Genomic DNA, 25,925 nt, shown 5'->3' on the forward strand with positions numbered 1-25,925 from the left:
CGATGCAGCTAAAGGGTGAAGGTGGGCTCCGGCAATCCGACAACGCCGGGGTTGAGGGCGAACACGCCGCCGGACAGTGACTGTTCACTCTGGTCATCGCGGATCGAGGTGACAAACAGGGTGTCCAGGCGACTGCCGCCAAAGGCGCACATGGTGGGTTTTTTCACCGGTACGGTGAGGGAGCGATCGAGGCGACCCTCCGGGGTAAAACGGTGGATCAGCCCGGCGTCGTTGGCGCAGATCCAATAGCAGCCATCGGCATCCACGGCCGCGCCGTCAGGGCGGCCGAGGTGCTTGTGCATGTCCACGAATACGCGGCGGTTGGACGGCGTGCCGGTGTCAATGTCGTAGTCGAAGGCCCAGATCTGCTGCACCAGCGGGTGTGAGTCCGAGGCGTACATCGTGCGGCCGTCAGGGCTGAAGGCCAGTCCGTTCAACGTGATGAAACCGTTCAACTGCGCATGGGGCGCCGCACCTGCTGCGTAGCGATAGAGGGTGCCCTCGGCCGCATTCAAACCCATGTTCAACACCATGCTGCCGGCCCAAAAACGGCCCTGGCGATCACACCGGCCGTCGTTCAGGCGCATGTCCTGGCGTGGGTGCTCTACAGCCGCCAGAGGCGTGGTATCAAGGCTGCCGTCGTTGTGCGGGGTGAGCTGGAAGAACCCGGTTTCCATGCCAGCGACCCAGTTGCCCGCCTCGCTGCGGGCGATGCAGGCAAGCATCTGCGGGGCTGTCCAGGCGGCAACATGACCAGTGGCGGCGCTCCAGCGTTGCAGGCCGCCCTTGGGGATATCCACCCAGTAAAGGGCTTTTTCCTCGGGCACCCACACCGGGCATTCGCCTACGGCATTGCGGGCATCGACGATCAGTTCAGCGTTCATGGTCAGTCCCCGAAAGGACCGGCCGCGCAGAACGCCCCGCCCTGGTAGACCTTGGCCGGGTCATCGGCGGCCACCGGTGGCTGGGTTTCGACTTGGGCGCGGAACACTTCGGAGCTGTCTTTGGGGGCAAAGCCCAGGTGGGCGGCGTAGCGGTTGTCCCACCAGGTGTCGAGGTTGTCCGACATACCGTAGACCACCGTGTGGCCGACGTTGGGGGTGTACAGCGCGCGCTCGAGCAATTGAGTCAGGTCATCGAAACTCAGCCAGGTGTGCATCATGCGGCGGTTCTGTGGTTCCGGGAACGACGAGCCGATACGGATGCTCACGGTCTCGATGCCGTAGCGGTCAAAGTAGAAACTGGCCATGTCTTCGCCGTAGGACTTGGACAGGCCGTAGTAGCTATCCGGGCGGCGCGGGGAGTGGGCGTCGAGTTTTTCACCTTGTTTATAGAAGCCGATCACGTGATTGGAACTGGCGAAAATCACGCGCTTCACACCGTGGCGGCGCGCAGCTTCATAGATATGGAAAATGCCGCTGATGTTCGCGCCGAGCACTTCTTCGAACGAGCGCTCCACCGAGACGCCGCCGAAGTGCAGGATCGCGTCGACGCCTTCCACCAAGTGGTGCACGGCTTGTTTGTCGGCGAGGTCACAGGGTTGCACCTCTTCGGACGCGTCGGCAGCCGGGGCCATGTTGGCGATGTCCGACAGGCGCAGTACCTGGGCGTAAGGGCGCAGGCGCTCGCGCAAGACTTTACCCAGGCCGCCAGCGGCCCCGGTGAGCAGCAGGCGATTGAATGGAACGGGCGTGGTTGTGGTGGTGGTCATGAGGGTTCCATTGTTGTTGTAGGTTGTCGTATGACTATGCCGAAGTATCGTTAGGGATTCTTGTGCTTGTCAACGCCCTTCTGTAGTGAACGGGTTTGTCTGTGGTGAGCGGGCTTGCCCCGCGCTGGGGGCGCAGCCGCCCCAATCCAGACAGCACCTTCTGTCTGATACAACGAGGTGTTTTTTTGGGGGGCGGCTTCGCCCCCCAGCGCGGGGCAAGCCCGCTCACCACAGACAAGCCCGCTCACCACAAAGTCATTCAGTGGCCTTTAGAGCAGTGAAATCGGATAGCTGATAAACAGCCGATTTTCATCAAACTCGTTATTGCTGAAATCCCGACGCATGGTCGAATTGCGCCAGCGCACATTCAGGTCCTTCAACGCACCGCTCTGCACCGTGTAAGCCAGCTCCGACTCCCGGCCCCATTCCTTGCCATCGGTGATCGCCCCGGTGTGCACGTTACTGCCGCTGATATAGCGGTTCATCAGGGTCAGGCCCGGAACGCCGAGCACCACGAAGTTAAAGTCATGGCGCACCTGCCAGGATTTTTCCTTGGCGTTGTCGTAGCTGGCGTTGTAGCTATCGTTGGCCAGGGTGCCGCCGCTGGTGCCATTGACGCGCATCCACACGCTATCCCCGGTGAGTTTCTGCAAACCCACATAGAAGGTGTTGCCGTTGTACTTGGCCGAGAGCAGGGCGAAGGCGGTCTTGTTGTCGAGGTCGCCGGCCAGGGCGCTGCCATCTTCCTTGCCGGTGAAGAAACCGAGGTTGGCGCCCAGGGTCCAGTCGCCCACCGGTTGGCTGTGGGTCAGGTTGAAATACTGCTGCTGGTAGATATCGGTGAGTTCGGCGTACCACACACCCACTTGGGTACGTTTGTCGTTGAAGCTGTACTCGCCGCCGCCGAAGTTGAAGCGGTCAGAGGTGAACGCGGCTTTGCCGTTCATGAACAGGTCTTCCATGCTCGCGTCGTTGCGCGGGCTGTTGCCGCGGAACTGGCCGCCGTAGAGGGTCAGGCCGGCGATTTCATTGGACGTGACCTGGCCGCCACGGAACGTTTGGGGCAGGGAGCGGCCGTCGTCGGAGCGCAGGATCGGCAGCACCGGCATCCATTCGCCGACCTTTAATTCGGTCTTCGATAACTTGGTTTTCAGTGCCACGCCGAGGCGGCCAAAGTTGTCGGCCGGGCGGCCGTCGCTGTGAATCGGCAGCAACTGCGTACCGCCAGTGCCTTTACCTCCATCAAGTTTTTGCGAATACAGGCCCAGCACGTCAATCCCAAAGCCCACGGTGCCTGTGGTGTAGCCGGACTTAGCGTCGAGAATGAAGTTCTGCGTCCACTCTTCGGCTTTGCCCTGGGGGTTGGTCGGGTTAGTGAAGTTGCGGTTGAAGTAGGCGTTGCGCAGGTTAAGCGTGGCCTTGGCGTCGTCGACGAAGCCTTCGGCCGAAGCGGCGAGGGGCAGGGTGAAAGCCAGGCTGCCGAGACCGATAAAACCCCGGCGAATGGAGGAATTGCGGGCGAGTGAACTCACAGTGAAGCTCCCTTTCTTTTGTTGTTTTTATTTTTCGTTATACGTTGTCGTACAACATTGGAGCGAATATTTGCGAGGTTTTCCGGGATTGTCAATCAGAAGTTATACGATGACCTGCTCGGGCCGGAGGCGGGAAGTTATTCAGCCCGCCATCACCATGGGAGGCAAGGTGCCAAGAAGGGAAACGGCGGCCACCGCTGCAACACCCAGCAGCCACTCCAGCATCACACTGGACTTCAAACTGCCCAGGCGTTGTTCACAGCGCTCGATACGCAGCCGGTTCAGCAGCGCCAACGCCAGCATGCCCAGCACCAGAAATACTTTGATCAACAGAATCAGCGCGAACCCGTTGAACAACGGCGTGGGCCAGAATTGCCCGGTCAGTACGCGCACGTTGATCAAGCCGGTCACCAGCAACCCGGCGACCAGCCCATAACCCACGCCGCTGAACCGCCGCAGGATCGGCTCCAGCGCCAAGGCTGGCGCTTGCCTGAGGATCAACACCAACAACAGCAAGCCGCCGAGCCAGGCACCGACACACACCAAGTGCACCACTTGATTTAGGATCAGCAATTGCCCGCTGAGCCCATTGAGCATGGCGCCATGACCCACCGGCGCCAAGGTCGCCAGCAGCAGCGCAATGACCGGCAGGCGCAGCATCCGCCAGGGTTTGGCCAGCACGATCACCAGCAACAGGTTCAGCAACAGGTGCCACACCCACACCTGGCCAAAAAAGGTCTTGCCCAGCACCAACTGCACGGTGGCCGGTTGCAGCGCCGCGTCCCAGCTGCCCGCCATGCTGGCGGTAATCAACAGCAGCCAGGCCACGCCAGAGAATAACGCCAGCCAGGCCAGCCCGCGGGTGATGCGCTCAAGTTGCCGGTCCAGCGCCGGTTGCGCTTCAGCGCCGAGCAGCCAGGGCCTGAATGCACAGGCGCCGAACATCAGCAGCACGACGATGAAATGCAGGAAACGGCACAGCACCAGCAGCGTTGCCATGGGTTATTGGCCGACCTTGAAGCTGTATTCACCGTTGCTCTTATGAGTGTCGACCGAGACCGCGTTCCACACCACTTTGTAGTTACCGGCCGCCAAGGGTGCGGCCGGAGTGACGACCAGGACTTTTTTGTCGGCGTCCGGTGTTTCCAGGCCCTTGATGGCGACTTCGGTGCCGTCCTTGCTCAGGGACACCTTGGTGAAGGTGGCCTCGACGCCTTCGCTGAAGGTCAGGCGCAGGTCTTTAGGCGCGGTGACGCTGCTGTCGGGCGCCGGTTCAGCGCTCTTTAGGCGCGCGTGGGCAAATGCAGCGGAGGCGCCCAGCAGGGAGGCGAGCAGGGCGACGGTGGTGAGGCTTTTCTTGATCAACATTGTTCAATACCTTCAGGGTCAGGGAGTCGGTAGAGCCATGTGCAGCAAGGGAAAGGGCTTGCCTTCGCCATCCAGCGGCGAGCGCGCAACCTGGATAAAACCATAATGCAGGTAGAAACCCACGGCCTGGGGGTTTTGTTCGTTCACGTCCACCGTGAGGGCGTCGTGACGGGCGCGGGCGTGGTCCAGCAATTGGCGGCCGATGCCCTGGCCACGGCGGTCGGGCTCGATAAACAGCATTTCCACGTTGTGCCCGCCAGTGCCGATGAAGCCGGCGATGCCGTTCTGGTCTTCATACACCCACACATCGAGTGCGGGCATGGGCAGGTAGGTGTCGCGCACCAGGGGTAGCAGACGTTGAATGTCATCCTCGGGGAGGAAGTCATGGGTGGCCCGCACCGAGCGCTCCCAGAGTGCGCCCAGCACGGGGTCGTCGGTGGCCACGCGAGGTCGAATAGTCATTGCAATGATCCTTCATGGGGACCGCGATCCTAACCAATCCGATTTCCAGGGGAAAGGTTCGCGTCAGAAGTTTCATTATGGCCTGTCGCCGCGATCTAGAGCCGATGGTAGTCTTTAAGCCAAGTTGTTGTCAGGGAGCCCTTATGGGCAATCACAAGATCGGAATTCGTCGGGTCAACGTCGAGAAAATCCTGCTGGCGGCGGAGAAAATCTTCGCCGAAAAAGGCTACGGCAGCACTGCCATGGCGGATATCGCCGAAGAAGTGCAATTGCCGCGCTCCAACCTGCATTACTACTTCACCACCAAGAGCGAGCTGTACAGCGCGGTACTGTTCGACCTGCTGGAAGTGTGGAAGCAGGATGCCCTGAGTTTCGAGACCTTCGACGATCCACGGGTGGTGCTCAGCAGCTACATCCGCGCCAAGATGCAGCGCTCGCGCACGCGGCCATATGGTTCAAAAGTCTGGGCCAATGAAATCATCCACGGCGCGCCGACGCTCGGTGAGGCGCTGGATGAGAGTCTGTACGACTGGGCCAAGATGAAGGAAGCGAAAATTCGCCAGTGGGTGGAAGACAAACGCATCCTGCCGGTGGAGCCGTCGAGCCTGCTATACATGATCTGGGCCTCGACCCAGCACTATGCCGACTTTGATCATCAGGTGAAGATCTTGAATGAGCACCAGCCGTTGTCGGATATGCAGTTCGAGAAGGCGATTCAGACGGTGACGAGTGTGATTTTGCGGGGGATTGGGTTGGAGCCTTGATATCGGTGAGCTGATCCCATTTTTGTGGTGAGCGGGCTTGCCCCGCGCGAGGCAAGCTCGCTCACCACAATATTTCGGGTTACACAGCCTCCCTGTATGGATTCCTCGGATCCTGCGTCCAATTCAAAAACGGCTTGCCCGTGTCCATCGGCACCATCTCGATACAGTCCGCCACCGGGCAGGTGATCTGGCACAGGTTGCAGCCCACGCACTCGTCATCGATCACTTCGTATTTATGCGTGCCATCCGTCTGTTTCAAACTGGAGATGGCCTGGTGCGAGGTGTCCTCACAGGCAATATGGCAACGCCCACAGCCAATGCACGCCTCCTGATCGATCTTCGCAATCACCTGATAGTTGATGTCCAGGTACTTCCAATCCGTCGTATTTCCCACCGCCCGTCCGGAAAAATCCTGCAGGCTTTTGTATCCTTGACTGTCCATCCATCGTGACAGCCCGTCCTTCATCTCCTCCACAATCCGAAACCCATGCAGCATCGCCGCCGTGCACACCTGCACCGCACCGCAGCCCAGGGCGACAAACTCCGCCGCGTCACGCCAATTGCCGATGCCGCCAATGCCGCAGATCGGCAGGCCCTGGGTCTGCGGGTCGCGGGCGATTTCGGCGACCATGTTCAGCGCGATCGGTTTGACCGCCGAGCCGCAATAACCGCCGTGGGTGCTTTGCGTGCCGACGACGGGCAGCGCGACCATGCGTTCCAGGTCGACGCTGGTGATGGAGTTGATGGTGTTGATCAGCGACACCGCATCCGCGCCGCCGCGATACGCTGCCCGCGCCGCCACGCGGATGTCGGTGATATTCGGCGTGAGCTTGACGATCACCGGCAGCGAGCAATACGTCTTGCACCAGCGCGTCACCTGTTCCACGTATTCCGGTACCTGGCCCACCGCCGCGCCCATGCCGCGCTCCGGCATGCCGTGGGGGCAACCGAAGTTCAGTTCGATGCCGTCGCAACCTGTGGCTTCCACCAGCGGCAGGATGTTTTTCCAGGATTCCTCGACGCACGGCACCATCAGCGACACGATCAGCGCGCGGTCGGGCCAATCCTTTTTCACCTGGGTGATTTCCCGCAGGTTGATCTCCAGCGAGCGGTCGGTGATCAGCTCGATATTGTTGATGCCCAGCACTTCACGGTTGGCGCCGTAGTGCGCCGAGTAGCGCGACGACACGTTGACCGCCGCCGGGTCCTCGCCCAGGGTTTTCCACACCACGCCGCCCCAGCCGGCTTCGAAGGCGCGCACCACGTTGTAGGCCTTGTCGGTGGGCGGCGCGGAGGCCAGCCAGAATGGATTGGGGGCTTTGATACCGGCAAATACAATCGAGAGATCGGCCATTACGCAGCCTCCACATTCAGCATGAGTTGGGCATGGATGGCCTCGGCGGCCAGCTTGCCGTGTTGCACGGCTTGCACGGTGAGGTCCTGGCCGAGGCTGACGCAATCGCCGCCCGCGTACACCCCGGGAATGCTGGTGCGCAACTGTTCATCGACAAAGATCCGTTCACCGACACGCTGCAGTTGCTGGGCCAGCGGATCGTGCAGTGCCTCGCTGTCGAAGCCCTGGCCGATGGCCTTGAAGATCGCATCGGCCGCCAGTTCGAAGGTTTCGCCGGTCGAGTGCAAACGGCCGTTTTCCATGCGTGTGCGCAGGAAGCGCATGCCACGCACATGGCCCTGATCGTCCAGCAGCACGGCCTCCGGCTGGGCCCAGGTCAGCAGGCGGACCTGGTTGGCCTTGGCGATGTCCTGTTCGTGATGAGTGGCGCCCATGTCCGTCAAGCCACGCCGGTAAACGAGGTTCACATCGCGGGCACCGAGACGGGCCATCTGCACGGCCATGTCGATGGCGGTGTTGCCGGCACCGAGCACGATGCAGCGGTCGGCCAGGGGCAGTTGGGTGAGGTCATCGGCCTGGCGCAGCTCACGGATGTAGTCGGTGGCGGCGAGCAGGCCGGGGGCGTCCTCGTGGGGCAGGCCGAGTTGTTTGCTGGCGGCGAGGCCGAGGCCGAGGAACACTGAGTCGAATTGCTGGTGCAGTTCACTGAGCGTGAGGTTGTCGCCCAGGCGCTGGCCGTGGCGAATCTCGATGCCACCTATCTGCAGCAGGAAATCCAGCTCCTTCTGCGCAAAGTCATCCACCAGTTTGTACTTGGCGATCCCGTATTCATTCAGGCCGCCGGCTTTTTCCCGAGCTTCGAAAATCACCACGTCATGACCGTGCAACGCACTGCGGTGGGCACAGGACAGCCCCGCAGGCCCGGCGCCGACCACGGCGATGCGCTTGCCGGTAGAGGCTGCGCGGTGGAAGGGGTGTTCGGTGAACTGTGCATTGTCGACGGCATAGCGTTGCAACAAACCAATCAACACCGGGGCGCATTCTTCAGCGTTGTTACGCACGCAAGCTTGCTGGCAGAGGATCTCGGTGGGGCAGACCCGGGCGCAACTGCCGCCGAGGATGTTGGCCGAGAGGATTTTCTGCGCGGCGCCTTGTACGTTTTCGGTGTGGATATTGCGGATGAACGATGGGATGTCGATTTCGCTGGGGCATGCGTTTACGCACGGCGCGTCGTAGCAATACAGGCAGCGCGAGGCTTCAAGCTGGGCTTGCCGGGCGTTGAGCGGTGGCGCCAGGTCGGTGAAATGGCTGGCGAGCGTCGGTCCATCCTCGGCGGGATGGGGGAGGTGGGTCAGGGTCTGGATCACGGTGTTGGCCTCACGGTTATTGAGGTACTGCCTCTGATGGGCATTGGTTTTTGTGTTGCCTTTGCTGGCCTTTTCGCAGGCAAGCCAGCTCCCACATGGGATCGGGTTCACATCGTTCAAATGTGGGAGCCGGCGGTGCGACGATTCGACTTGCCCGCGATAGGCCGAAGGCCGCTTTTAGCGCTTTACGGCGGTAGGCCTGGAACGCTCCGCCCGCTTGCTCAACTGCTCGAACACCGGCGGATACGTCGGCCGCTCCACATACCGCCCGGCACCCCGCTCGGCGCGCAGGTCGCCATCGGCCCACACAAGCTTGCCCTGGCTGATGGTGTGGCTCGGCACGCCGCGCACGGTCTTGCCTTCGAAGATGTTGAAGTCGACCTGCTGATGGTGGGTCTTGGCGGAAATGGTTCGCGTACCTTCGGGGTCCCACAACACCAGGTCGGCATCCGCACCCACGCGGATCGCGCCCTTGCGCGGGTAAAGGTTGAAGATCTTCGCTGTGTTGGTGGAGGTCAGCGCGACAAACTCCTGCATCGACAGGCGCCCAGTGTTGACCCCTTCATCCCACAGCAGCGCCATGCGGTCTTCGATCCCGGCGGTACCGTTGGGGATCTTGCTGAAGTCGTCCCGGCCAGCGGCTTTTTGCTCGGCGCAGAAGCAGCAGTGGTCGGTGGCGGTGGTGTGCAGGTTGCCGGATTGCAGGCCATGCCACAGCGCTTCCTGATGCCCGCGTGGACGGAAAGGCGGGCTCATCACGTAGCCAGCGGCGGTTTGCCAGTCCGGGTGCTGGTAGACGCTGTCGTCCAGCAACAAGTGGCCGGCCAGCACTTCGCCGTAGACCGGCTGGCCTTTGCTACGGGCGTAGGTGATTTCATCCAACGCTTCCTTGGTGGACACATGGACCAGGTAAAGCGGCGTGCCGATGGTCTCGGCGATGCGGATGGCGCGGCTGGCCGCTTCGCCCTCGACTTGCGAAGGACGCGACAGTGGATGCGCCTCGGGCCCGGTGATGCCCTGGGCCATCAGCTTGCGTTGCAGGTGGTACACCAGCTCGCCGTTTTCCGCGTGCACGGTGGGCACCGCGCCCAGTTCCAGGCAGCGTTCGAAACTGGCGACGAGGGTGTCGTCCGCCGCCATGATCGCGTTCTTGTAGGCCATGAAGTGCTTGAAGCTGTTGATGCCGTGGTGGCTGACTAACTCGGCCATTTCCTCGCGCACCTGTTCGCTCCACCAGGTGATCGCCACGTGGAAGCCGTAGTCCGCAGCGGATTTCTCCGCCCAGCCGCGCCACTGGTGAAACGCTTCCAGCAGTGATTGCTGCGGGTTGGGAATCACAAAGTCGATGATCGACGTGGTGCCGCCCGCCAGGCCTGCCGCGGTGCCACTGAAAAAATCTTCACTGGCCACGGTGCCCATGAAGGGCAGTTGCATATGGGTATGGGGATCGATGCCGCCGGGCATCAGGTATTGGCCGCTGCCATCGAGTATCTCAGTGCCGGCGGGAATATCCAGATTCGTACCAATAGCCCGGATTAGACCGCCTGCGCATAACACATCGGCGCGGTAACTTTCATCATGGGTAATAACGGTGGCGCCACGGATCAACAGCGACATGTCGAATTCCTCACAGGCTTGACCGGCTTGTGCCAGTTCTAAGTGTTGTAATGCTGCTTGCCGATGGCGTGATTAATTCCTGTCATCGGTGACAGGAATAGAAACTAGCCCGAGTTTTTAGATTGGGCAAGAAGATTTTTCATAAGCTTATATTTATATTAACTAGTTGATTAATAAGGATAAAAATAGAAAATCACCAAAATGTAGCGCGCGCTCACCATTTTGACGCACTTGACAGGTTCTTAAATTGAGCAACATTTCTTATTGCAAATCAGACGCTTGAGACTTGCCTCTTGACGGGGCAGGGAAATAAAAATAATTGTGTTGCACCAGATTGAGTCCTGACAGTTCGGGCAACTTTCACGTTATCTAGCCTGAGTAACATGGCAAGTACCGAAGGCTCACTCGGAAAGCTGATAAACATCAGCGAGTTATATAAGCGGTGCGGGTGTGGTAATGGTTGTCGGCACGGATATTGAGTGCAGTGGCGGCTGGCCGGGCCCGTGATGTCATGTTGTTTACGAGGTACTCCGGCCACCGGCACACACCGTGCAGGTGAGCAAAAATAATTCGAAAAAACCGTGGAGCGGCCATGCAACAGAACAGATCGCAAGTCATTGAACGCAACGGCCTGTACGAACTCGACGCCGGCCCCGACGTCCTCGACAGCCCGCGCTACAACCACGACATGGCACCGACCAAGGTGCACGAACGCACCTGGAACAAGTGGCACATCACCGCGCTGTGGGTCGGCATGTCGATCTGCGTGCCGACTTACACCTTGGGCGGGGTGCTCACCGCGTATTTCGGCTTATCGGTGGGCGAGGCGCTGATGGCGATCCTGCTGGCGAACATCGTGGTGTTGATCCCGCTCACGCTTAACGCTTTCCCCGGCACCAAGTACGGCATTCCGTTTCCGGTGCTGCTGCGCTCGTCGTTCGGCATCCTGGGTTCCAACGTGCCGTGCCTGATCCGCGCGCTGGTGGCCTGTGGTTGGTTTGGTATCCAGACGATGTTTGGTGGGCTGGCGATCCACCTGTTCCTCGGCTCGATTTTCGAGGGTTGGAAGTCCCTCGGCGGCACTGGTGAAGTGATCGGCTTCATGATTTTCTGGTGCCTGAACCTGTGGGTAGTGCTGCGTGGCGCCGAGTCGATCAAGCGCCTGGAAACCCTGTCGGCGCCGTTGCTAGTGGCGGTGGGCATTGGCTTGCTGGTGTGGGCGATGCCCAATGTGTCGATCAGTGAGTTGATGGCGATCCCACCGAAACGCCCGGAAGGCGCGAGCCTCACCGGTTACTTCATGGCCGGCCTCACCGCGATGGTGGGCTTCTGGGCCACCCTATCGCTGAATATCCCGGACTTCAGCCGCTACGCCAAAAGCCAGAAGGACCAGATCCTCGGGCAGATCTTCGGCCTGCCGCTGACCATGTTCCTGTTCGCCGCCCTCGGCGTGATCATGACCGCCGCCTCGGTGAAACTGGTGGGCGTCAGCGTGTCCGACCCGGTGACCCTGATCGGGCATATCCAGAGCCCGGTGTGGGTGGCTGTGGCGATGGCATTGATCATCGTCGCGACTTTGTCTACCAACACGGCGGCGAACATTGTGTCGCCCACCAATGACTTCCAGAACATCGCGCCCAAGCTGATCAACCGCACCACGGCAGTGATCCTGACCGGCCTGGTGGGGCTGGCGCTGATGGGCCATGAGCTGCTGAAAAAGCTCGGCCTGATCGTGTCCGACGTGAGCCTGGAAACCGTGTATTCGAACTGGTTGCTGGGCTATTCAAGCCTGCTGGGGCCCATTGCCGGGATCATGGTGGTGGACTACTTCATCACCCGCAAACAGCAGCTTGATCTGGCCGGCCTGTACCGCGACGACATCTACCCAGCGTGGAACTGGAGTGGATTCATCGCGTTTGGCGTTCCAGTGGTGCTGACCTTGCTGTCGCTGGGCAGTGATGCGTTCAGCTGGTTCTACAGCTATGGCTGGTTTACCGGTTCGGCGTTGGGCGGCTTGTTGTATTACGGCCTGAATGCCAAGCGCAGCGCTCAATCATTGGCCATGAAAACCCCCACATAACCCTGTAGGAGCCGGCAAGCCGGCTCCTACAGTTGACCATGTCAATTTATAAGAAATGTAGCTTGAGGAGATCACCCATGAACGCTGCCCTCGACGTCCTGCAAATCAACCGCGACCGCCTGTGGCAGTCGCTGATGGACCTGGCCAAACTCGGCGCCACACCCAAGGGCGGCGTCTGTCGCCTGGCCCTTACCGACCTGGATCGCAAGGCCCGCGACCTGTTCGTGCAGTGGTGCGAAGAGGCCGGCTGCACCGTGACCGTGGATGGCATCGGCAACATTTTCGCCCGTCGTCCGGGGCGCGATCCGAACCTGCCACCGGTGATGACTGGCAGCCACATCGACACCCAGCCCACCGGCGGCAAGTTCGATGGTTGCTTCGGTGTGCTGGCCGGTGTGGAAGTACTGCGCACGCTCAATGACCTGAACGTGGAAACCGAGGCGCCGCTGGAAGTGGTGGTATGGACCAACGAGGAAGGCTCGCGCTTCCCGCCGTGCATGATGGGCTCCGGCGTGTTCGCCGAGAAATTCATCCTGGCGGACACACTGGCCAAGGTCGATGTGGACGGCGTCAGTGTCGGCGATGCATTGAATGCGATTGGCTATGCGGGCTCGCGGCCGGTCAGTGGGCATAAGGTGGGTGCGTATTTCGAAGCACACATTGAGCAAGGCCCGATTCTTGAGGACGAGAAGAAAACCATCGGTGTGGTGCTTGGCGCACTGGGGCAGAAGTGGTTTGACCTGAAGCTGCGTGGGGTTGAAGCGCATGCGGGGCCAACGCCGATGCACCTGCGCAAGGATGCCCTGGTGGGCGCGGCGGCCGTAGTGGCGGCGGTGAATGCGGCGGCGCTGGGTCATCAGCCTCATGCGTGTGGCACGGTGGGTTGCCTGCAGGCGTATCCCGGCTCGCGCAACGTAATTCCGGGTGAGGTGCGCATGACGTTGGACTTCCGTCACCTGGAACCGGCGCGATTGGATTCGATGATTGCCCAAGTGCGCCAGGTCATTGAAGACACCTGTGCCAAACACGGGCTGAGTTTCGAAATGGAACCCACGGCTGACTTCCCGCCGTTGTACTTCGACAAAGGCTGCGTGGATGCGGTACGCGATGCCGCTAATAGCCTGGGTTTGTCGAACATGGACATCGTCAGCGGGGCAGGGCATGACGCGATTTTTGTCGCTGAGCTGGGGCCGGCGGGGATGATTTTTGTGCCCTGTGAAGGTGGCATTAGCCACAACGAAATCGAGAATGCCGCGCCGGATGATCTGGCGGCGGGGTGTGCGGTGTTGCTCAGGGCAATGGTCGCGGCGTCGGCGGCAATCGCCTGTGGCAAGTTGGCCGCCTAAGCCATCACTGCCCTCCGTAGGAGCCGGCAAGCCGGCTTCTAAGGAGAATGGACAGTGTCAGGAAGAGGGTCGCCAGCCGCCACCCAGCGCGGTCACCAGCCCGACACTCGCCTGCAACTGCCGCGTCTGCACCGCCTGCAATGTCCGCTGCGCCTGTAACGCCGCCGTCTGCGCCGTCACCACATCCAGATAACTCACGGCCCCCGCCTGATAGCTGTTCATCGCCAGTGCTTGCGTGTGCTGCGCTGCATCCGCTGCCGCTTGTTCATCCTGTGCTTCCTGCTGCAGATCCCGCAGTTGCGCCAGGTTGTCCTCGACTTCGCGCACGGCTTTCAGTACCTGGCTGCGGTACTGCGCCGACGCCTCTTCAAACTCGGCCTTGGCCTGGCGTTCGTTGGCGCTTAGACGACCGCCATCGAAGATCGGCAAATTGACCAACGGCCCCAATGCCCAATAGCGATTGCCCGCGGACAGCAGGTTGCCGACCCCCTGAGTCTGCCCGCCAATCAACCCCGTCAAACTGAAATCCGGATACCACGCCGCCTTGGCCACGCCGATGTTGGCGTTGGCGGCAAATACTCGTCGCTCGGCCGCTGCAATATCCGGACGACGTTGCAGCAGGTGGCTAGGCAATTGCGAGGGTATCCCCGGCAAGGCGATCAATTGCGTGCTCGGCGGTAACGAAAAATCGCTGGCTGCCACACCCACCAGTTCTCCTATGGCGTGCTCGGTCAGATTGCGCTGCCCGCGCACTTCATCCCATTGCGCCTTGGCCTCGGCCAGTTGATTCTGCGCGCGGGTAAGGTCCAGCTCCGACGCAATCTGCCCCTCATACCGGCTACGGGTCAGCTGCAACGCCTGGCTGAAATCCTCCAGTGAGCTGTTGAGAATCCGCGCCTGCGCATCCAACCCGTTGAGCTGCACGTACAACGTCGCCAACTGATGTTGCAGGCTCAAGCGCGCCACCGCCAAATCATCGCCGGACGCCTGTGCCTGCGCATCACCGGCCGCCACCTGGTTGCGGATTTTGCCCCACAGGTCCAGGTCGTAGCTCAGTGAAAACCCTGCGGTATTGCTGTTGTAGACCGACGGCTGCGTATCGCCTCGCAGTGGCCGCGAGTCCGATTGGCGCTGGCGCAACGGCTGCGCACTGGCGGTGATCTGCGGGAACAACCCCGCATGCAACTGGCTGGCATAGGCCTGGGACGCGTCGAAGTGCGCCAGTGCCGCCGCCAAATCCGGGTTGGCCTTGAGCAGTTGCTGTTGCAGGTCATTCAGGCGCGAATCGTGGTAGAGCGTCCACCACTCAGGCGCCAGTTGATCGGACGGTTGCGCGCTGTGCCAGGGGCCATCGCTGGTCTGTTCGCGGTAGCCGGCCGGCAAATCAACGCTCGGCACTTTGTAGGTCGGCGCCATCGAGCAGCCCTGCAACGCCAGCAGCATCAGCGCTGCCAGGGGTTTAAGCCTTAGGCGCATGCGCACCTCCGGCAGCATCGGCCAGTTGTACCGGGTCGCCTTCACGCAGGGCGTCCGGCGGGTTGTCGACCACGCGGTCGGCGGGTTTCAGGCCTTGGTCGATGACCAGGCGTTCGCCCAGGTCGAGGCCGATGTGAATGTCCTGCAGGTGCACGTGATTCTGCGCATCCAACACCGCCACTTGCGTGCCTTGGGCGCGGAAGATCAATGCGCTGGCGGGGATGCTCACGCCATGGGTATCCGCCGGAATCGGCAGGGTGGCTTCGGCGTAATCACCGGGCAGTAATTCGCCGTTGGGGTTGTCGGCCACGAACTGCGCGAGCAAGGTGCCCGAACGGCGGTCGATGGCGGTGGAATCACCGATCAGGTGCGCCTTGAAGTGTTCGCCGGGGTGCTCGGGCACGGTCAGCTCGGCTTCGAGGCCTGGGTGGATGACCGCCGCGTAGTTCTGCGGCACAGGCACATACAGGCGCAGTTGGTGGGTGTCGGCGATGTTGAACAGTTCCGGATCACTGTCGGTGTCGGCCTTGATCAACTGGCCGATATCGGTGTTGCGCGCGGTGATGGTGCCGGCGAATGGCGCGCGGATCGTCTTGTAGCTTTCCAGCGCGGACAGCCGCGCATAGTCGGCAGCGGCGGCTTCGGCGTTGGCTTTTGCGGCAGCGGCATTGGAGGTTTTTTCATCGGCCTCCTGGCGCGATACCGAATGGCTGGCGAGCAGGTTTTGCCAGCGGGTGGCGGTGGTTTCGGCCAGGCGTGCGTTGGCCTGTTCCTGTACCAGCCGGGCGTGGGTTTGCGCCAGTTGCTGGTCCAGGTCGGGGCTGTCGATCTCGGCGAGGATTTGCCCGGCTTTGACCTGGGTGCCGATGTCGGCTTTCCAGTCCTTCAAGTAGCCGCTGACACGGGCGTGAATCGGCGCCTTGCTCCAGGCTTCCAAGTGCGCCGGCAAGCGCAGGGTATCGCCAGCGACATTCTGCTGCGGTTGGAACACCATCACCTGCGGGATGGCGGCGGTTTCGGTCCAGGCGGTGACCGATTGTTCGTGCAGCGTGCGGGCATGCAGGCCGTTGGCGACCAACAGGGCGGCCAGGGTCAGGCCGCCGACACCCATGAGCATCAGACGCTTGCGCGAGGGTTTGTGATCAGACGACATGAGGCGTTTCTCCAGCAGTGGCGCGAGTAGGGTGACGGCCGTGGACCAGGCTGAAGACCACGGGGACAAACAACAGGGTGGCGGTGGTGGCGAGGATCAAGCCACCGATCACCGCACGGCCGAGCGGGGCGTTCTGCTCCTCGGAAATCGCCAGGGGCAACATGCCGATGATCATCGCCAGGGCGGTCATGCACACCGGGCGGAAGCGCGTGTAGCCGGCTTCCAGCGCGGCCTTCAGTGCATCACCATGTTCGGCCAGGCGTTCGCGGCAGAAACTCACCACCAGGATCGAGTTGGCCGTGGCCACGCCCATGCACAGGATCGCGCCGGTCAAGGCGGGCACCGACAACGAGGTGCCGCTGAGGAACAGCATCCACACGATCCCTGCCAGCGCCGCAGGCAAGGCGGTGATGATCACGAACGGATCGACCCAAGACTGGAAGTTGACCACGATCAGCAGGTAGATCAGCACTACCGCACCGAGCAGGCCAAGGCTCAAGCCGCTGAACGCTTCATGCAGCGCATCGATCTGTCCGTGCAGGCTGATCACTGCGCCTTTGGGGCGCATGGAGGCGGTGTCATCCAGCACTTTCTGCACATCACGGGCCACGCCGCCGAGATCGCGGCCTTGCACGTTGGCGTACAGGTCCAGGGTCGGTTCGATGTTGTAGTGGGTCACCACCGCCGGGCTTTGCACGCGGGAGATAGTGGCCACGCCGCCGAGGATCTGCGACTGGCCGTCGGCGCCGGTCACCGGCAGCGCTTCCAGCGAAGGCAGGCTGTCGAGGCGGTATTGCGGGGTGGCGGCGACGATGGAATAAGACACGCCGTTGGCCGGGTTGAGCCAGAAGGTCGGTGCCACTTGGGAACTGCCGGCGAGGGAGGCGACCATGCTGTTGGTCACGTCCCGCTCGGTGATGCCCAGGCCATTGGCGCGCAGGCGGTCGACGTTGACCTGCAAGGACGGGTAGCCGGTGGACTGCTGGATGCGCAGGTCGGCGATGCCCGGTACGTGTTGCAGGCGCCGTTCCAGTTCCACCGCATAGGCGCGGTTTTCTTCATCGCTGCGCCCGGAGATTTTCACGTCCAGAGGGGCTGGGGCGCCGAAGTTGAGGATCTGGCTGCTGATGTCTGCCGGCAGGAATGCGAAATGGCTGCCGGGGAAACTTTCTGGCAGGGCTTCACGCAATTTCTTTACGTAGTCGGCGGTGGGCGCGTGGTCTTTTTTCAGCGTGACCTGGATATCGCCGTCCTGCGGGCCGATGGTGCCGCTACTGCTGTAGGCCATGTCGATACCGCTGAGCGGGATGCCGATGTTGTCGACGATGGTGTCGAGTTCTTCGGCGGGAATCACTTCACGAATCCGCGCTTCGATACGGTCGAAGGCGGCGGCGCTTTCTTCGATGCGCGTGCCCAGTGGCAGGCGCACGTGCAGGGCCAAGGCGCCCGCGTCGGTGGCCGGGAAGAAGTCCTGGCCAAGGCTTGGCAGCAGCAGGAACGACGCCAGTACACAGGCCAGGAAGCCGACGATAAAACGCTTGCGATTGCCCAGGGCCAAGGTCAGCAGGCCGTGATAAGTGTCGCGGATGTTCGAGAAATGCCGCTCGAAACCCTGTTGGAAATTCAGCACCGATTGCAGCACGGCATTGCGCTGTTTCTGATGCTGCTCACCCTCGTGATGATTGATGAATTCATCTTCTGGGTGGTGCCCTGCACCTTGCTCCGGGGTGTGCGGCTTGAGCAGGAACATTGCCAGCGTCGGCACCAGCGTACGCGACAGAATGAAAGAGCTGGCCATGGCAAAGATCACCGCCAGGGCCATCGGCCGGAACAGATAACCGGCGATGCCTTGCAGCAAGAACATCGGCACGAAAACGATGCAAATACACAGCAGCGAGACGAACGCGGGGCCGACGATCTGTGCGGCGCCGTCGAGAATCGCGGTCTTCACCGCCTTGCCTTGTTCCAGGTGCCAGTTGATGTTTTCGATGGTCACCGTGGCGTCGTCCACCAGGATCCCCACCGCCAACGCCAGCCCGCCGAGGGTCATCACGTTGAGGGTTTGCCCGCTGACCGCCAGCAGCGCGATGGCCGACAGCACGGCCAGGGGAATCGAGGCGGCAATAATAATCGTGGAACGCCAGCTGCCGAGGAACAGCAGGATCATCGCACTGGTCAGCAGCGCGGCGATGATGCCTTCCTGGGCCACGCTGCCCACTGACTGTTTCACGAACACCGAGGCATCCCCCAGCAGCGAGGTCTTCAGCGACGGCGGCAGGGTTTCGTTGATGCGCGGCAGCATCTGGCGGATGCCGTCGATGATCGACAGGGTGGAGATGCTGCCGTTTTTCAATGCGGGCATGAGGACTGCGCGGTGGCCGTCGACGCGCACGATGTTGGTCTGCGGCGGCGAGCCGTCACGCACGTGGGCGACCTGGCCGATGGTGATCAAGGCTCCGTCGACCGTTTTGATCGGCAGGTCATTCAGCTCGTCGATGGCTTTGGGGCTGTTGTTGAGCAAGATGGTGTATTCGTTGGGACCGAGTTTGGCGGTGCCCACCGGGATGATCTGGTTCTGCAGCGCCAAGGCGTTGCCGACGTCCTGGGCCGATAAACCTTTGGCGGCCAGCGCCTGCGGGTCGAGGTCCAGGGTGATCTGGCGTTGCTTGCCGCCCATCGGTGTGGGCATGGCCAGGCCGGGCAGGGCGCTCAGGGGCAGGCGAATGTTGTTCTGCACCAGGTCGCGGATCTTGGCTTCCGAGAGGCTGGGGCTGGAGAACGCCATCTGCAAAATCGGCACCGTGGAGGCGCTGTAGTTGAGGATCAGCGGCGGCGTGATGCCCGGTGGCATCTGCTTGAGCACGGTTTGTGATACCGCCGTCACCTGGGCGTTGGCGGTGCGGATATCCACACCGGGTTGAAAGAAAATTTTAACAATGCCCATGCCGGGCAAGGATTGCGACTCGATATGCTCGATGTCGTTAACCGTGGTGCTCAGGGAGCGTTCATAGGTGTAGATCACCCGGCCAGCCATGGCGTCCGGCGACAGGCCGTTGTACTGCCAGACCACGGCGACCACAGGTATGCCAATGTCCGGAAAAACGTCAGTGGGGGTACGCAGGGCCGCCATCGGCCCGATGATGCAGATGAATATGGCCAACACGATAAACGTGTACGGCTTTTGCAGTGCGGTCTTTACCAGCCCGAGCATGCGTGAAACCTCCGGAGGGAGCAGGATTGCAAACCCCGGCAGTCTTGCCCGACCCACCTAACACGCACCTTTCAGCCAGGTGAAGGAACATTTAGGAAGGGGCTGAAGATCGTTTCATCTGTATTCATTTGTTCTACAAAGGGTGGCTCCTCAAGCTTGTAGCCCATTGGACACATCGTCCCTATTTGTTGGAGCCCTGCCATGTCACTCAAACCCTTGTTATTGATCCCGGCCCTCGGTGCTGTGCTGTTGTTGTCGGCGTGCGCCGGTCCGATTCCCAAGGCCGACCCGAGCGAAGCGTGGATCGGTTTGAAAGAAGAAGCCCCTAACGACCTGATGGCCGAACGCGTGGACGGCAAGCGCGTGGATGACGGACGTTTCTTCGAGGTGACGCCGGGGGATCATCGCCTGGATGTGACGCTGTTTGAGGAGGAGCCAGGCGACGACAACCAGCAGGACTGCCAGGGTCGGGTCGAATACAAGGATTTCAAGGCGGGTGAGCACTACACCCTGGTGGAGTCGAGCCTGGGCACCACCGTGCGCGCATCCTTGATGGATGGTCGCGGCAAGGAGGTCGCGGCGACTCAGGACTTCAATTGCATGCCTGGCTAGGCGTGATGTACCGCCACCTTATGGGGTTTGGCGGGCGCAGCGGGTTTGACGTGGGGGTGATGGTGCCGACGGGTGATGCGCAACACCCCCCACAACATGGCGCCGGCTACCGCCAGCCAACCGCAGATCAACAGGACAATCGTTGTTGCAAGGCTCATTAGGGCCTCCTTTCGCCCCCAGGGGGCACACACAGTCTTCTCAATGGACAGTCTAGCTACCTGACGGTTGCCTGCTATTGACCAATGGTCGTGTCTGTCCAACTTCTTTGCTCTATCCGCGTCCTTTACTAAGCCTGCGGGCTATACCCACGTGGCAGAGCGTCCTATGATCAGGGCCCTTACCGGCAGTTGATCAAGAGAGTAGAAAATTGCGGTTACGGTCGAACCTGAAAACATCCTTGTTCCTCGCGTGTGCCCTGGGCCTTGCGGCGTGTTCCTCCACTCCGTCGAGACTGGCGGGCCTGCCGGAGCGCGTCGAGCTCAATGGCGTGCCGACCTTTCGCAGCGAGGCTTATCAGGGCGGTCCTACGTCTTTAGCCAGCATGCTGTCGCAACAAGGCATTGTCATGACACCTGGGCTATTGGATAAACCGCTGCATTTGCCGGGCGGCGAAGCGGACCTTGAGCGCAATATGCAGGTGCTGGCGCGCGAGTACGGGCTGATGGTGTACCCGCTGGACGCCAAGCTGACAGCGGTGCTGGCACAGGTGGCAGCGGGTTATCCAGTGATGGCGCGGATAGGTGGCGGGCTGTGGTCGGACGCGCACTACGTGGTCGTGGTGGGGTTCAATCAGCAGAAAAGTACGGTGTTGTTGCGCTCTGGCATGGATCGACGTTTGCTGATGAGCTTCAGCGACTTTGAGTCCAAATGGAAAAGCGCCGGCAGTTGGGCAATCCTCACTCAGCGCCCGAGCCAGTTGCCGGCGAATGTAGATGCACAACGTTGGCGCGACTCGGCGAATGCGACGGCCCAGGCCGGGCAGGAGCGGGCGGCGGCGCAGGCACTGAAGGTGTTGGCGGAACGCAAATAAAAAACGGCGCTATCAAAGCGCCGTTTTTTATATCGTTTAGCGACGGGCTTCCGCAGCGTTGGGGCGATTCTTCAGGTTCTTGTCGGCCTTGTAGCGCAACGCCACATCCGGCACCGAACCGCTCTTGCCGGTCTCGACCCAATTGCGGATACGGCTGGCATCGGCAAAGTGGGTGAATTTGCCGAAGGCATCCAGGATCACCAACGATACCGGGCGGTTGCCCATGCTGGTCACCAGCACCAGGCAGTGGCCGGCCTGGTTGGTGAAACCGGTCTTGGTCAGCTTGATGTCCCAATTGGCACGGTTGATCAGGTGGTCAGTGTTGGAGAAGCCCAGGGTATAGTTGGGCTTGCGGAACGACACGGTCTTTTCCTTGGTGGTGCTCAATTGGCTCAGCAGCGGGTAGTGACGCGCGGCGGCCAGCAGTTTGCTCAGGTCGCGGGCAGTGGACACGTTGTGGATCGACAGGCCAGTGGGTTCTACATAATGAGTGCTGGTCATGCCCAACGCCTTGGCCTTGGCGTTCATCGCCGCGATGAACGCTGCATAGCCACCCGGGTAGTGGTGGGCCAGGCTCGCGGCGGCGCGGTTTTCCGAGGACATCAGGGCGATCAGCAGCATTTCCTTACGCGGCATCTGGCTGCCGATCTTCACGCGGGAGAACACGCCTTTCATTTCCGGCGTGTCGGTGATGTTGATATCGATGTACTCATCCATGTTCTGCTTGGCTTCCAGCACGATCAGGCCAGTCATTAATTTGCTCACCGAAGCGATGGGCACTACCACGTCCGGGTTGCTGGAATAAATGACCTTGTTGGTCTGCAGGTCGACCAACATGGCGCTGCCAGAAGCGATTTGCAGCTTGGACGTATCACGCGGGGCCTGGGTGGTTTCGGCGGCGTGCGCAAAGGTGCCTGTGAAAGCGAAAAATAGGCTGACAATAGAAAGACGAATTTTCACGCGGATGAACTCGCTAAAAGTAAGGAAATACCGTTCTGGAACGGGTTGTATGACAAATGCCGTTACATTTTAGGAGTATGGATCAGAAAGCGATAGAGGCCTTTAAATAAAGGCCGTAAGCCGATGATTGGTTAGGGTTGTACCGATTTTGAACCCACCTTGGGGGGCTCAAGTAACAGAAGCGTTCCAAGGTCATTTTTTGCATTGACCGGATAGTGCGAGATGAGCGCCGCGTCATCGATCTTCGCCAGGGTTTGCGAAGAGGGGCCTATTCCTAGGTAAATGCACGGTAGAGGGGTCGCGAGTGCCCCAGCCATGAGCGCGTCGAGGTCGCTCTGCAGCAAGGTTTCGATCATGCCGGGCCCAGGCAAAGGCGAGGAGGTTTGCAGTTGCGCATGATAGATAGCCTGTCGTTGTGCCAGGATCAAGCAGTTACGCCCCTTGTAGGTTGCGCGTAGAAACGCCAGTTCGTTCGCTACCACAGAGTCCCTGGGCGTGTGGAAGTCGGAGAGGGTGTCGATGCCAGTTGTTACAAGGTTGCGACTCGAAAAGGCCAGGGTCACCGTGCCGAGGCTCACGAAGACAAGAAACGGGACAGCCAGCACGTTGGATAGGGCAGATGTAGAGCGTTTGCGGATTGATCGCAGGATCAAGTCTGTCAGCACCGCACCTGTTACCAGTGCGGGCCATAGCACCATCATCAGGCAGAAAATGTGTGAACGCCCCTGGTAGTAGGTGAACAGTCCAAGTCCCATCAGGGAGGTGCAGAAGAGCAAGTCATACACCGGCTTGTCGCTATGTCGCCGCCATGCCGAAAGCGCTGTGACGGCCGCCGCTGCATAAACAAGCAGAATGACTTGCCAGGGATGGAAGGTGAGGGGCATTGGCAGCATCATGAAACCCGCTCCGTAGAACAGTTTCTGGGACGCAAGGGCTTCCTGAATGCCGAGTGGGGCGCCAGCCTTGATTCGCAGGGTAATCATCAGGATACACAGGCTCAGCACTGCAAAAAGTGAAAAGCCGAGCGCGGGTAGCAGACTTTTCCATTTCGGGCGCTGACTAAAAAGAGGTTTCACCAAAAGCGTTGCGCCTATGGAAATCAGCACTGGAATTCCAGAATCTATGTTCCAGAAAACCGCGATACCTGAGGCTATTCCCAGCGCGCCAAGGCGCATGCGTGAAGGGCGGGAGCAGTAGTGTGCGAACAGGAGCAGCGACACGGCAGGGCAAATAAAGCGAATAGGGTAGTACTGCAGATAGATTTCCTGCGCGAATCCGTTCAGGTACAGAAACAGGCTTGTAGGTATTAGCAGGCACAGGAACGTCAATATCCTCAGGCCGTGGTTGCGTACGTGAAGGTGCAAGATCACGGCGAGGCAGACAAGGCCGACGAGCTGGAGCACTGCAAAAAAAGTGCTGACGGAGAAGACACTCACTCCGACAAGTTTGAAAAATGGGGCGATCAGTTCCGGGAATAAACCATATTGCGAAGGTAATTCGCTGAGTAACGTTTTGCCTGCGACGACTTGGGTCAGCGCATAGGTGGCGGCGTCATAGCTGACAGACCATTGGCTTGCGAGGGTGACCGTGTCAATGGAAGCCAACCTGTAAGGGGCTATCTGGAAGATGAAGGTCGCTATACAAGCCAGCGCAATGGTAAGCGCCATCGACGAGCGGCTTGGCTTGCCCCCGGTCCAATTCTGTACCAGCACGGCTATCGAGAGGACTACGGACAGCGCCAGCATGATCGTCCGGCTGGTACCCGACACGCTCTTGGGGAAGAACATCACGCTGGTGAAGTCCGAGGCGATGAATGGGCCTGCCAATACGAGGGATAGCAGGGCTAGCGTCAGGCCCGCGAGCCAGGGTGGCGGGTTGAAGCCTCGCAGGAACCTGAGCGCGGCAACCAGGCCAATTGGAGCCAGTGCGGCGAGAATTATGAAAACCGCGCGTTCAACTGGCTCGGGATTCAACTGAGAGGGGGTTGTTATGCGCTCGGCTGCAAAAACCGGCACCTGAACATTGCTTCCTATTTGGAAGTAGATTGCCAGCAGACTCAGCCCAACGGCAGCAAGCGTGACGAATGCGGCGAAAATAATCAGGGTAAGCCCTTGGCCGGGGATAGCATCGTGCCTTGCCTGCGTAACGCTGTTCTTGGTCATTATCAACGCGCCGGGGTCAAGCGAATCGGGAGGGGAAGGCAACTGGCCAATAAAAAGCCCTGCCGATGGCAGGGCTCTTTGTTGGAGCGCTTGTTAGCTGTGCAGGGTTTCTGCAGCGTATAACGTGTTTTCCAACAGGCAAGCACGCGTCATCGGGCCGACGCCGCCTGGCACTGGCGTGATCCAGCCGGCGCGGGGCAGGGCGGTTTCGTACACCACATCGCCCACCAGCTTGCCGTCGTCCTGACGGTTGATGCCCACGTCGATGACGATGGCGCCTTCCTTGATCCACTCGCCTTTGACCAGCCCCGGCTTGCCGGCAGCGACCACGACCAGGTCGGCGCGGCCGACGTGGCCGGCGAGGTCTTTGGTGAAGCGGTGGGTGACGGTCACGGTGCAGCCGGCCAACAACAGTTCCATGGCCATCGGGCGGCCAACGATGTTGGAGGCGCCGACGACCACGGCGTCGAGGCCGTACAGGTCGACACCGGTGCTTTCCAGCAGGGTCATGATGCCTTTCGGCGTGCACGGACGCAGCAGCGGGATACGCTGGGCCAGGCGGCCGACGTTATAAGGGTGGAAACCGTCGACGTCTTTGTCGGGGCGAATGCGCTCCAGTAGTTTTGAGGCGTCCAGATGCTCGGGCAATGGCAGTTGCAGCAGGATGCCATCGATCTTCGGGTCGTCGTTGAGGCTGTCGATCAGGTCGGTAAGGGCCTGCTGGGTGGTCTCGGAAGGCAAGTCGTAGGCCTTGGAAATAAAGCCGACCTCTTCACAGTCTTTACGCTTGTGCGAGACATAAACCTGAGAGGCAGGATCGCTGCCGACCAGGATCACCGCGAGGCCAGGCGTGCGCAGGCCCTGCTGGCTACGCTCGGTGACTCGTTTGGCGATCTGCTGGCGCAGGCTGGCGGCGATTGATTTGCCGTCGATAAGTTGTGCAGTCATTACGCGTGATTAACCATCGAGAGGGGGAAGAAAAGTGCGCGCATTCTCGCATGCCAAGACGTGAGGGCAAAGGCGCTTGGTCTGCAAATTGCCCTAACCCCTTAAATAAAATGAATTTTTTTCAAAAAAGATTTGACGGGTTTCGAGGGCGTCTATACTATTCGTCGCACTTGTCGGGCACAGCCTAGCACTGGTTAAGAAGGTCGAGCAGAATAGCGTGTTGTTCTGCAAGGCTGGAAGCACTTAGTTTGTAATCCTCAAAGAGTACAGATTAATCAGGCGCCCGTAGCTCAGCTGGATAGAGCATCCGCCTTCTAAGCGGATGGTCGCAGGTTCGAGTCCTGCCGGGTGCGCCATTAGGCAGCTTTGGCACAAGTAGCGCTATATGGTGGGCGTAGCTCAGTTGGTAGAGCACGGGATTGTGACTCCCGTTGTCGAGGGTTCGATCCCCTTCGTCCACCCCATATTTTAAAAGGCGCCAGATTAATCGTCTGGCGCCTTTGCTTTAAGAGCTTCAAGCGCGGATGTGGTGGAATTGGTAGACACACTGGATTTAGGTTCCAGCGCCGCGAGGCGTAAGAGTTCGAGTCTCTTCATCCGCACCAAATAAAGCTTGGCCCCGTCGAAAGGCAGGGCAGGGCTCAACAAAGAAGTGGTTTGGTTTCTTTGTTAACGCAATATGGTGGGCGTAGCTCAGTTGGTAGAGCACGGGATTGTGACTCCCGTTGTCGAGGGTTCGATCCCCTTCGTCCACCCCATATTCGAAAGGCGC

Annotated in this window: 21 protein-coding genes and 4 tRNA genes; 9 read left to right on the top strand and 16 right to left on the bottom strand. The window is 60.4% G+C overall.

Annotated elements, in window-relative coordinates:
• Positions 1 to 8: 8 nt before the first annotated feature.
• The 6 genes from WH299_RS02575 to WH299_RS02600 form a co-directional block, all read right to left on the bottom strand.
• On the bottom strand, positions 9 to 884 hold the full coding sequence (locus WH299_RS02575) for an SMP-30/gluconolactonase/LRE family protein (protein ID WP_323624282.1): 876 nt from the start codon (positions 882 to 884) through the stop codon (positions 9 to 11).
• Between the two features lie 2 nt (positions 885 to 886).
• Positions 887 to 1,711: an NAD-dependent epimerase/dehydratase family protein gene (locus tag WH299_RS02580; protein WP_123475489.1), complete on the bottom strand. Its 825-nt coding sequence runs from the start codon at positions 1,709 to 1,711 to the stop codon at positions 887 to 889.
• Positions 1,712 to 1,980: 269 nt separating this feature from the next.
• Positions 1,981 to 3,243, bottom strand: coding sequence for an OprD family outer membrane porin (locus WH299_RS02585; RefSeq protein ID WP_122729234.1), 1,263 nt, complete (start codon positions 3,241 to 3,243; stop codon positions 1,981 to 1,983).
• A gap of 141 nt (positions 3,244 to 3,384) precedes the next feature.
• The gene (gene copD / locus WH299_RS02590; RefSeq protein ID WP_339549532.1) at positions 3,385 to 4,242 is read right to left on the bottom strand and encodes a copper homeostasis membrane protein CopD; all 858 of its coding nucleotides are present in this window, start codon (positions 4,240 to 4,242) and stop codon (positions 3,385 to 3,387) included.
• A 3-nt stretch (positions 4,243 to 4,245) separates the two neighbouring features.
• On the bottom strand, positions 4,246 to 4,611 hold the full coding sequence (copC, locus tag WH299_RS02595) for a copper homeostasis periplasmic binding protein CopC (RefSeq protein ID WP_339549533.1): 366 nt from the start codon (positions 4,609 to 4,611) through the stop codon (positions 4,246 to 4,248).
• An 18-nt stretch (positions 4,612 to 4,629) separates the two neighbouring features.
• Positions 4,630 to 5,073, bottom strand: coding sequence for a GNAT family N-acetyltransferase (locus tag WH299_RS02600; RefSeq protein ID WP_122729230.1), 444 nt, complete (start codon positions 5,071 to 5,073; stop codon positions 4,630 to 4,632).
• A 143-nt stretch (positions 5,074 to 5,216) separates the two neighbouring features.
• Here WH299_RS02600 and WH299_RS02605 point away from each other — a divergent pair, with 143 nt between their 5' ends.
• A complete protein-coding gene (locus tag WH299_RS02605; protein ID WP_010209389.1) occupies positions 5,217 to 5,837 on the top strand; it encodes a TetR/AcrR family transcriptional regulator in 621 nt (206 codons plus the stop codon).
• Positions 5,838 to 5,916: 79 nt separating this feature from the next.
• Here the strand turns inward: WH299_RS02605 and preA are convergent, their stop codons facing one another.
• From preA to hydA, 3 genes are all read right to left on the bottom strand, one after another.
• Positions 5,917 to 7,191, bottom strand: a complete 1,275-nt coding sequence (gene preA / locus WH299_RS02610) for an NAD-dependent dihydropyrimidine dehydrogenase subunit PreA (RefSeq protein ID WP_122729228.1) — start codon at positions 7,189 to 7,191, stop codon at positions 5,917 to 5,919.
• Positions 7,191 to 8,558, bottom strand: coding sequence for an NAD(P)-dependent oxidoreductase (locus WH299_RS02615; protein ID WP_339549534.1), 1,368 nt, complete (start codon positions 8,556 to 8,558; stop codon positions 7,191 to 7,193). Before WH299_RS02615 ends, preA begins: the two co-directional genes overlap by 1 nt.
• 177 nt (positions 8,559 to 8,735) lie before the next feature.
• On the bottom strand, positions 8,736 to 10,175 hold the full coding sequence (gene hydA, locus WH299_RS02620; protein ID WP_126570825.1) for a dihydropyrimidinase: 1,440 nt from the start codon (positions 10,173 to 10,175) through the stop codon (positions 8,736 to 8,738).
• A 592-nt stretch (positions 10,176 to 10,767) separates the two neighbouring features.
• On the opposite strand from hydA, the gene WH299_RS02625 reads away from it, so the two are divergent.
• A complete protein-coding gene (locus WH299_RS02625) occupies positions 10,768 to 12,255 on the top strand; it encodes an NCS1 family nucleobase:cation symporter-1 (protein WP_122729224.1) in 1,488 nt (495 codons plus the stop codon).
• Between the two features lie 77 nt (positions 12,256 to 12,332).
• Complete coding sequence (locus WH299_RS02630; protein WP_339549536.1) at positions 12,333 to 13,601, top strand: Zn-dependent hydrolase; 1,269 nt, start codon at positions 12,333 to 12,335, stop codon at positions 13,599 to 13,601.
• 57 nt (positions 13,602 to 13,658) lie between these two features.
• Here the strand turns inward: WH299_RS02630 and WH299_RS02635 are convergent, their stop codons facing one another.
• From WH299_RS02635 to WH299_RS02645, 3 genes are read right to left on the bottom strand one after another with little or no spacing between them, the layout of a single operon-like run.
• Positions 13,659 to 15,077, bottom strand: coding sequence for an efflux transporter outer membrane subunit (locus WH299_RS02635; RefSeq protein WP_122729220.1), 1,419 nt, complete (start codon positions 15,075 to 15,077; stop codon positions 13,659 to 13,661).
• Positions 15,061 to 16,230, bottom strand: a complete 1,170-nt coding sequence (locus WH299_RS02640; RefSeq protein ID WP_122729218.1) for an efflux RND transporter periplasmic adaptor subunit — start codon at positions 16,228 to 16,230, stop codon at positions 15,061 to 15,063. The genes WH299_RS02635 and WH299_RS02640 overlap by 17 nt, the downstream gene beginning before the upstream one ends.
• Complete coding sequence (locus WH299_RS02645; RefSeq protein WP_126570830.1) at positions 16,220 to 19,441, bottom strand: efflux RND transporter permease subunit; 3,222 nt, start codon at positions 19,439 to 19,441, stop codon at positions 16,220 to 16,222. Before WH299_RS02645 ends, WH299_RS02640 begins: the two co-directional genes overlap by 11 nt.
• A 201-nt stretch (positions 19,442 to 19,642) precedes the next feature.
• Between WH299_RS02645 and WH299_RS02650 the strand changes: the two genes are divergently transcribed.
• Entirely contained in the window at positions 19,643 to 20,053 is a 411-nt protein-coding gene (locus WH299_RS02650; protein WP_123475506.1) for a PA0061/PA0062 family lipoprotein, read from the top strand.
• Here WH299_RS02650 and WH299_RS02655 read toward each other — a convergent pair.
• Complete coding sequence (locus tag WH299_RS02655; protein WP_016978011.1) at positions 20,050 to 20,211, bottom strand: hypothetical protein; 162 nt, start codon at positions 20,209 to 20,211, stop codon at positions 20,050 to 20,052. The genes WH299_RS02650 and WH299_RS02655 overlap by 4 nt on opposite strands.
• Positions 20,212 to 20,420: 209 nt before the next feature.
• Here WH299_RS02655 and WH299_RS02660 point away from each other — a divergent pair, with 209 nt between their 5' ends.
• Positions 20,421 to 21,083, top strand: a complete 663-nt coding sequence (locus WH299_RS02660) for a C39 family peptidase (protein ID WP_050587865.1) — start codon at positions 20,421 to 20,423, stop codon at positions 21,081 to 21,083.
• A gap of 36 nt (positions 21,084 to 21,119) precedes the next feature.
• Here the strand turns inward: WH299_RS02660 and pbpG are convergent, their stop codons facing one another.
• From pbpG to folD, 3 genes are all read right to left on the bottom strand, one after another.
• Complete coding sequence (gene pbpG, locus WH299_RS02665; protein WP_028616939.1) at positions 21,120 to 22,043, bottom strand: D-alanyl-D-alanine endopeptidase; 924 nt, start codon at positions 22,041 to 22,043, stop codon at positions 21,120 to 21,122.
• Between the two features lie 131 nt (positions 22,044 to 22,174).
• Entirely contained in the window at positions 22,175 to 24,205 is a 2,031-nt protein-coding gene (locus WH299_RS02670) for a hypothetical protein (protein WP_339549537.1), read from the bottom strand.
• 93 nt (positions 24,206 to 24,298) lie between these two features.
• The gene (gene folD / locus WH299_RS02675) at positions 24,299 to 25,153 is read right to left on the bottom strand and encodes a bifunctional methylenetetrahydrofolate dehydrogenase/methenyltetrahydrofolate cyclohydrolase FolD (protein ID WP_028616937.1); all 855 of its coding nucleotides are present in this window, start codon (positions 25,151 to 25,153) and stop codon (positions 24,299 to 24,301) included.
• A gap of 279 nt (positions 25,154 to 25,432) precedes the next feature.
• Here folD and WH299_RS02680 point away from each other — a divergent pair.
• From WH299_RS02680 to WH299_RS02695, 4 genes are all read left to right on the top strand, one after another.
• Positions 25,433 to 25,509 (top strand) — tRNA-Arg (locus WH299_RS02680).
• A gap of 32 nt (positions 25,510 to 25,541) precedes the next feature.
• Positions 25,542 to 25,617: transfer RNA gene (locus tag WH299_RS02685), tRNA-His, on the top strand.
• A gap of 56 nt (positions 25,618 to 25,673) precedes the next feature.
• Positions 25,674 to 25,758, top strand: a tRNA-Leu gene (locus WH299_RS02690).
• 77 nt (positions 25,759 to 25,835) lie between these two features.
• Positions 25,836 to 25,911 (top strand) — tRNA-His (locus WH299_RS02695).
• The last annotated feature ends 14 nt before the right edge of the window (positions 25,912 to 25,925 follow it).

The sequence above is a fragment of the Pseudomonas sp. MYb541 genome, assembly GCF_037479595.1.
Classification (GTDB): Bacteria; Pseudomonadota; Gammaproteobacteria; order Pseudomonadales; family Pseudomonadaceae; genus Aquipseudomonas; species Aquipseudomonas canadensis.

Coding starts and splice junctions, on each gene's coding strand:
- WH299_RS02670 (WP_339549537.1), bottom strand. CDS start 24,205: ATGACCAAGAACAGCGTTACGCAGGCAAGGCACGATGCTATCCCCGGC.
- WH299_RS02650 (WP_123475506.1), top strand. CDS start 19,643: ATGTCACTCAAACCCTTGTTATTGATCCCGGCCCTCGGTGCTGTGCTG.
- hydA (WP_126570825.1), bottom strand. CDS start 10,175: ATGTCGCTGTTGATCCGTGGCGCCACCGTTATTACCCATGATGAAAGT.
- WH299_RS02605 (WP_010209389.1), top strand. CDS start 5,217: ATGGGCAATCACAAGATCGGAATTCGTCGGGTCAACGTCGAGAAAATC.
- WH299_RS02645 (WP_126570830.1), bottom strand. CDS start 19,441: ATGCTCGGGCTGGTAAAGACCGCACTGCAAAAGCCGTACACGTTTATC.
- WH299_RS02625 (WP_122729224.1), top strand. CDS start 10,768: ATGCAACAGAACAGATCGCAAGTCATTGAACGCAACGGCCTGTACGAA.
- folD (WP_028616937.1), bottom strand. CDS start 25,153: ATGACTGCACAACTTATCGACGGCAAATCAATCGCCGCCAGCCTGCGC.
- WH299_RS02640 (WP_122729218.1), bottom strand. CDS start 16,230: ATGTCGTCTGATCACAAACCCTCGCGCAAGCGTCTGATGCTCATGGGT.
- WH299_RS02580 (WP_123475489.1), bottom strand. CDS start 1,711: ATGACCACCACCACAACCACGCCCGTTCCATTCAATCGCCTGCTGCTC.
- WH299_RS02630 (WP_339549536.1), top strand. CDS start 12,333: ATGAACGCTGCCCTCGACGTCCTGCAAATCAACCGCGACCGCCTGTGG.
- WH299_RS02635 (WP_122729220.1), bottom strand. CDS start 15,077: ATGCGCCTAAGGCTTAAACCCCTGGCAGCGCTGATGCTGCTGGCGTTG.
- preA (WP_122729228.1), bottom strand. CDS start 7,191: ATGGCCGATCTCTCGATTGTATTTGCCGGTATCAAAGCCCCCAATCCA.
- copC (WP_339549533.1), bottom strand. CDS start 4,611: ATGTTGATCAAGAAAAGCCTCACCACCGTCGCCCTGCTCGCCTCCCTG.
- copD (WP_339549532.1), bottom strand. CDS start 4,242: ATGGCAACGCTGCTGGTGCTGTGCCGTTTCCTGCATTTCATCGTCGTG.
- WH299_RS02655 (WP_016978011.1), bottom strand. CDS start 20,211: ATGAGCCTTGCAACAACGATTGTCCTGTTGATCTGCGGTTGGCTGGCG.
- WH299_RS02600 (WP_122729230.1), bottom strand. CDS start 5,073: ATGACTATTCGACCTCGCGTGGCCACCGACGACCCCGTGCTGGGCGCA.
- WH299_RS02575 (WP_323624282.1), bottom strand. CDS start 884: ATGAACGCTGAACTGATCGTCGATGCCCGCAATGCCGTAGGCGAATGC.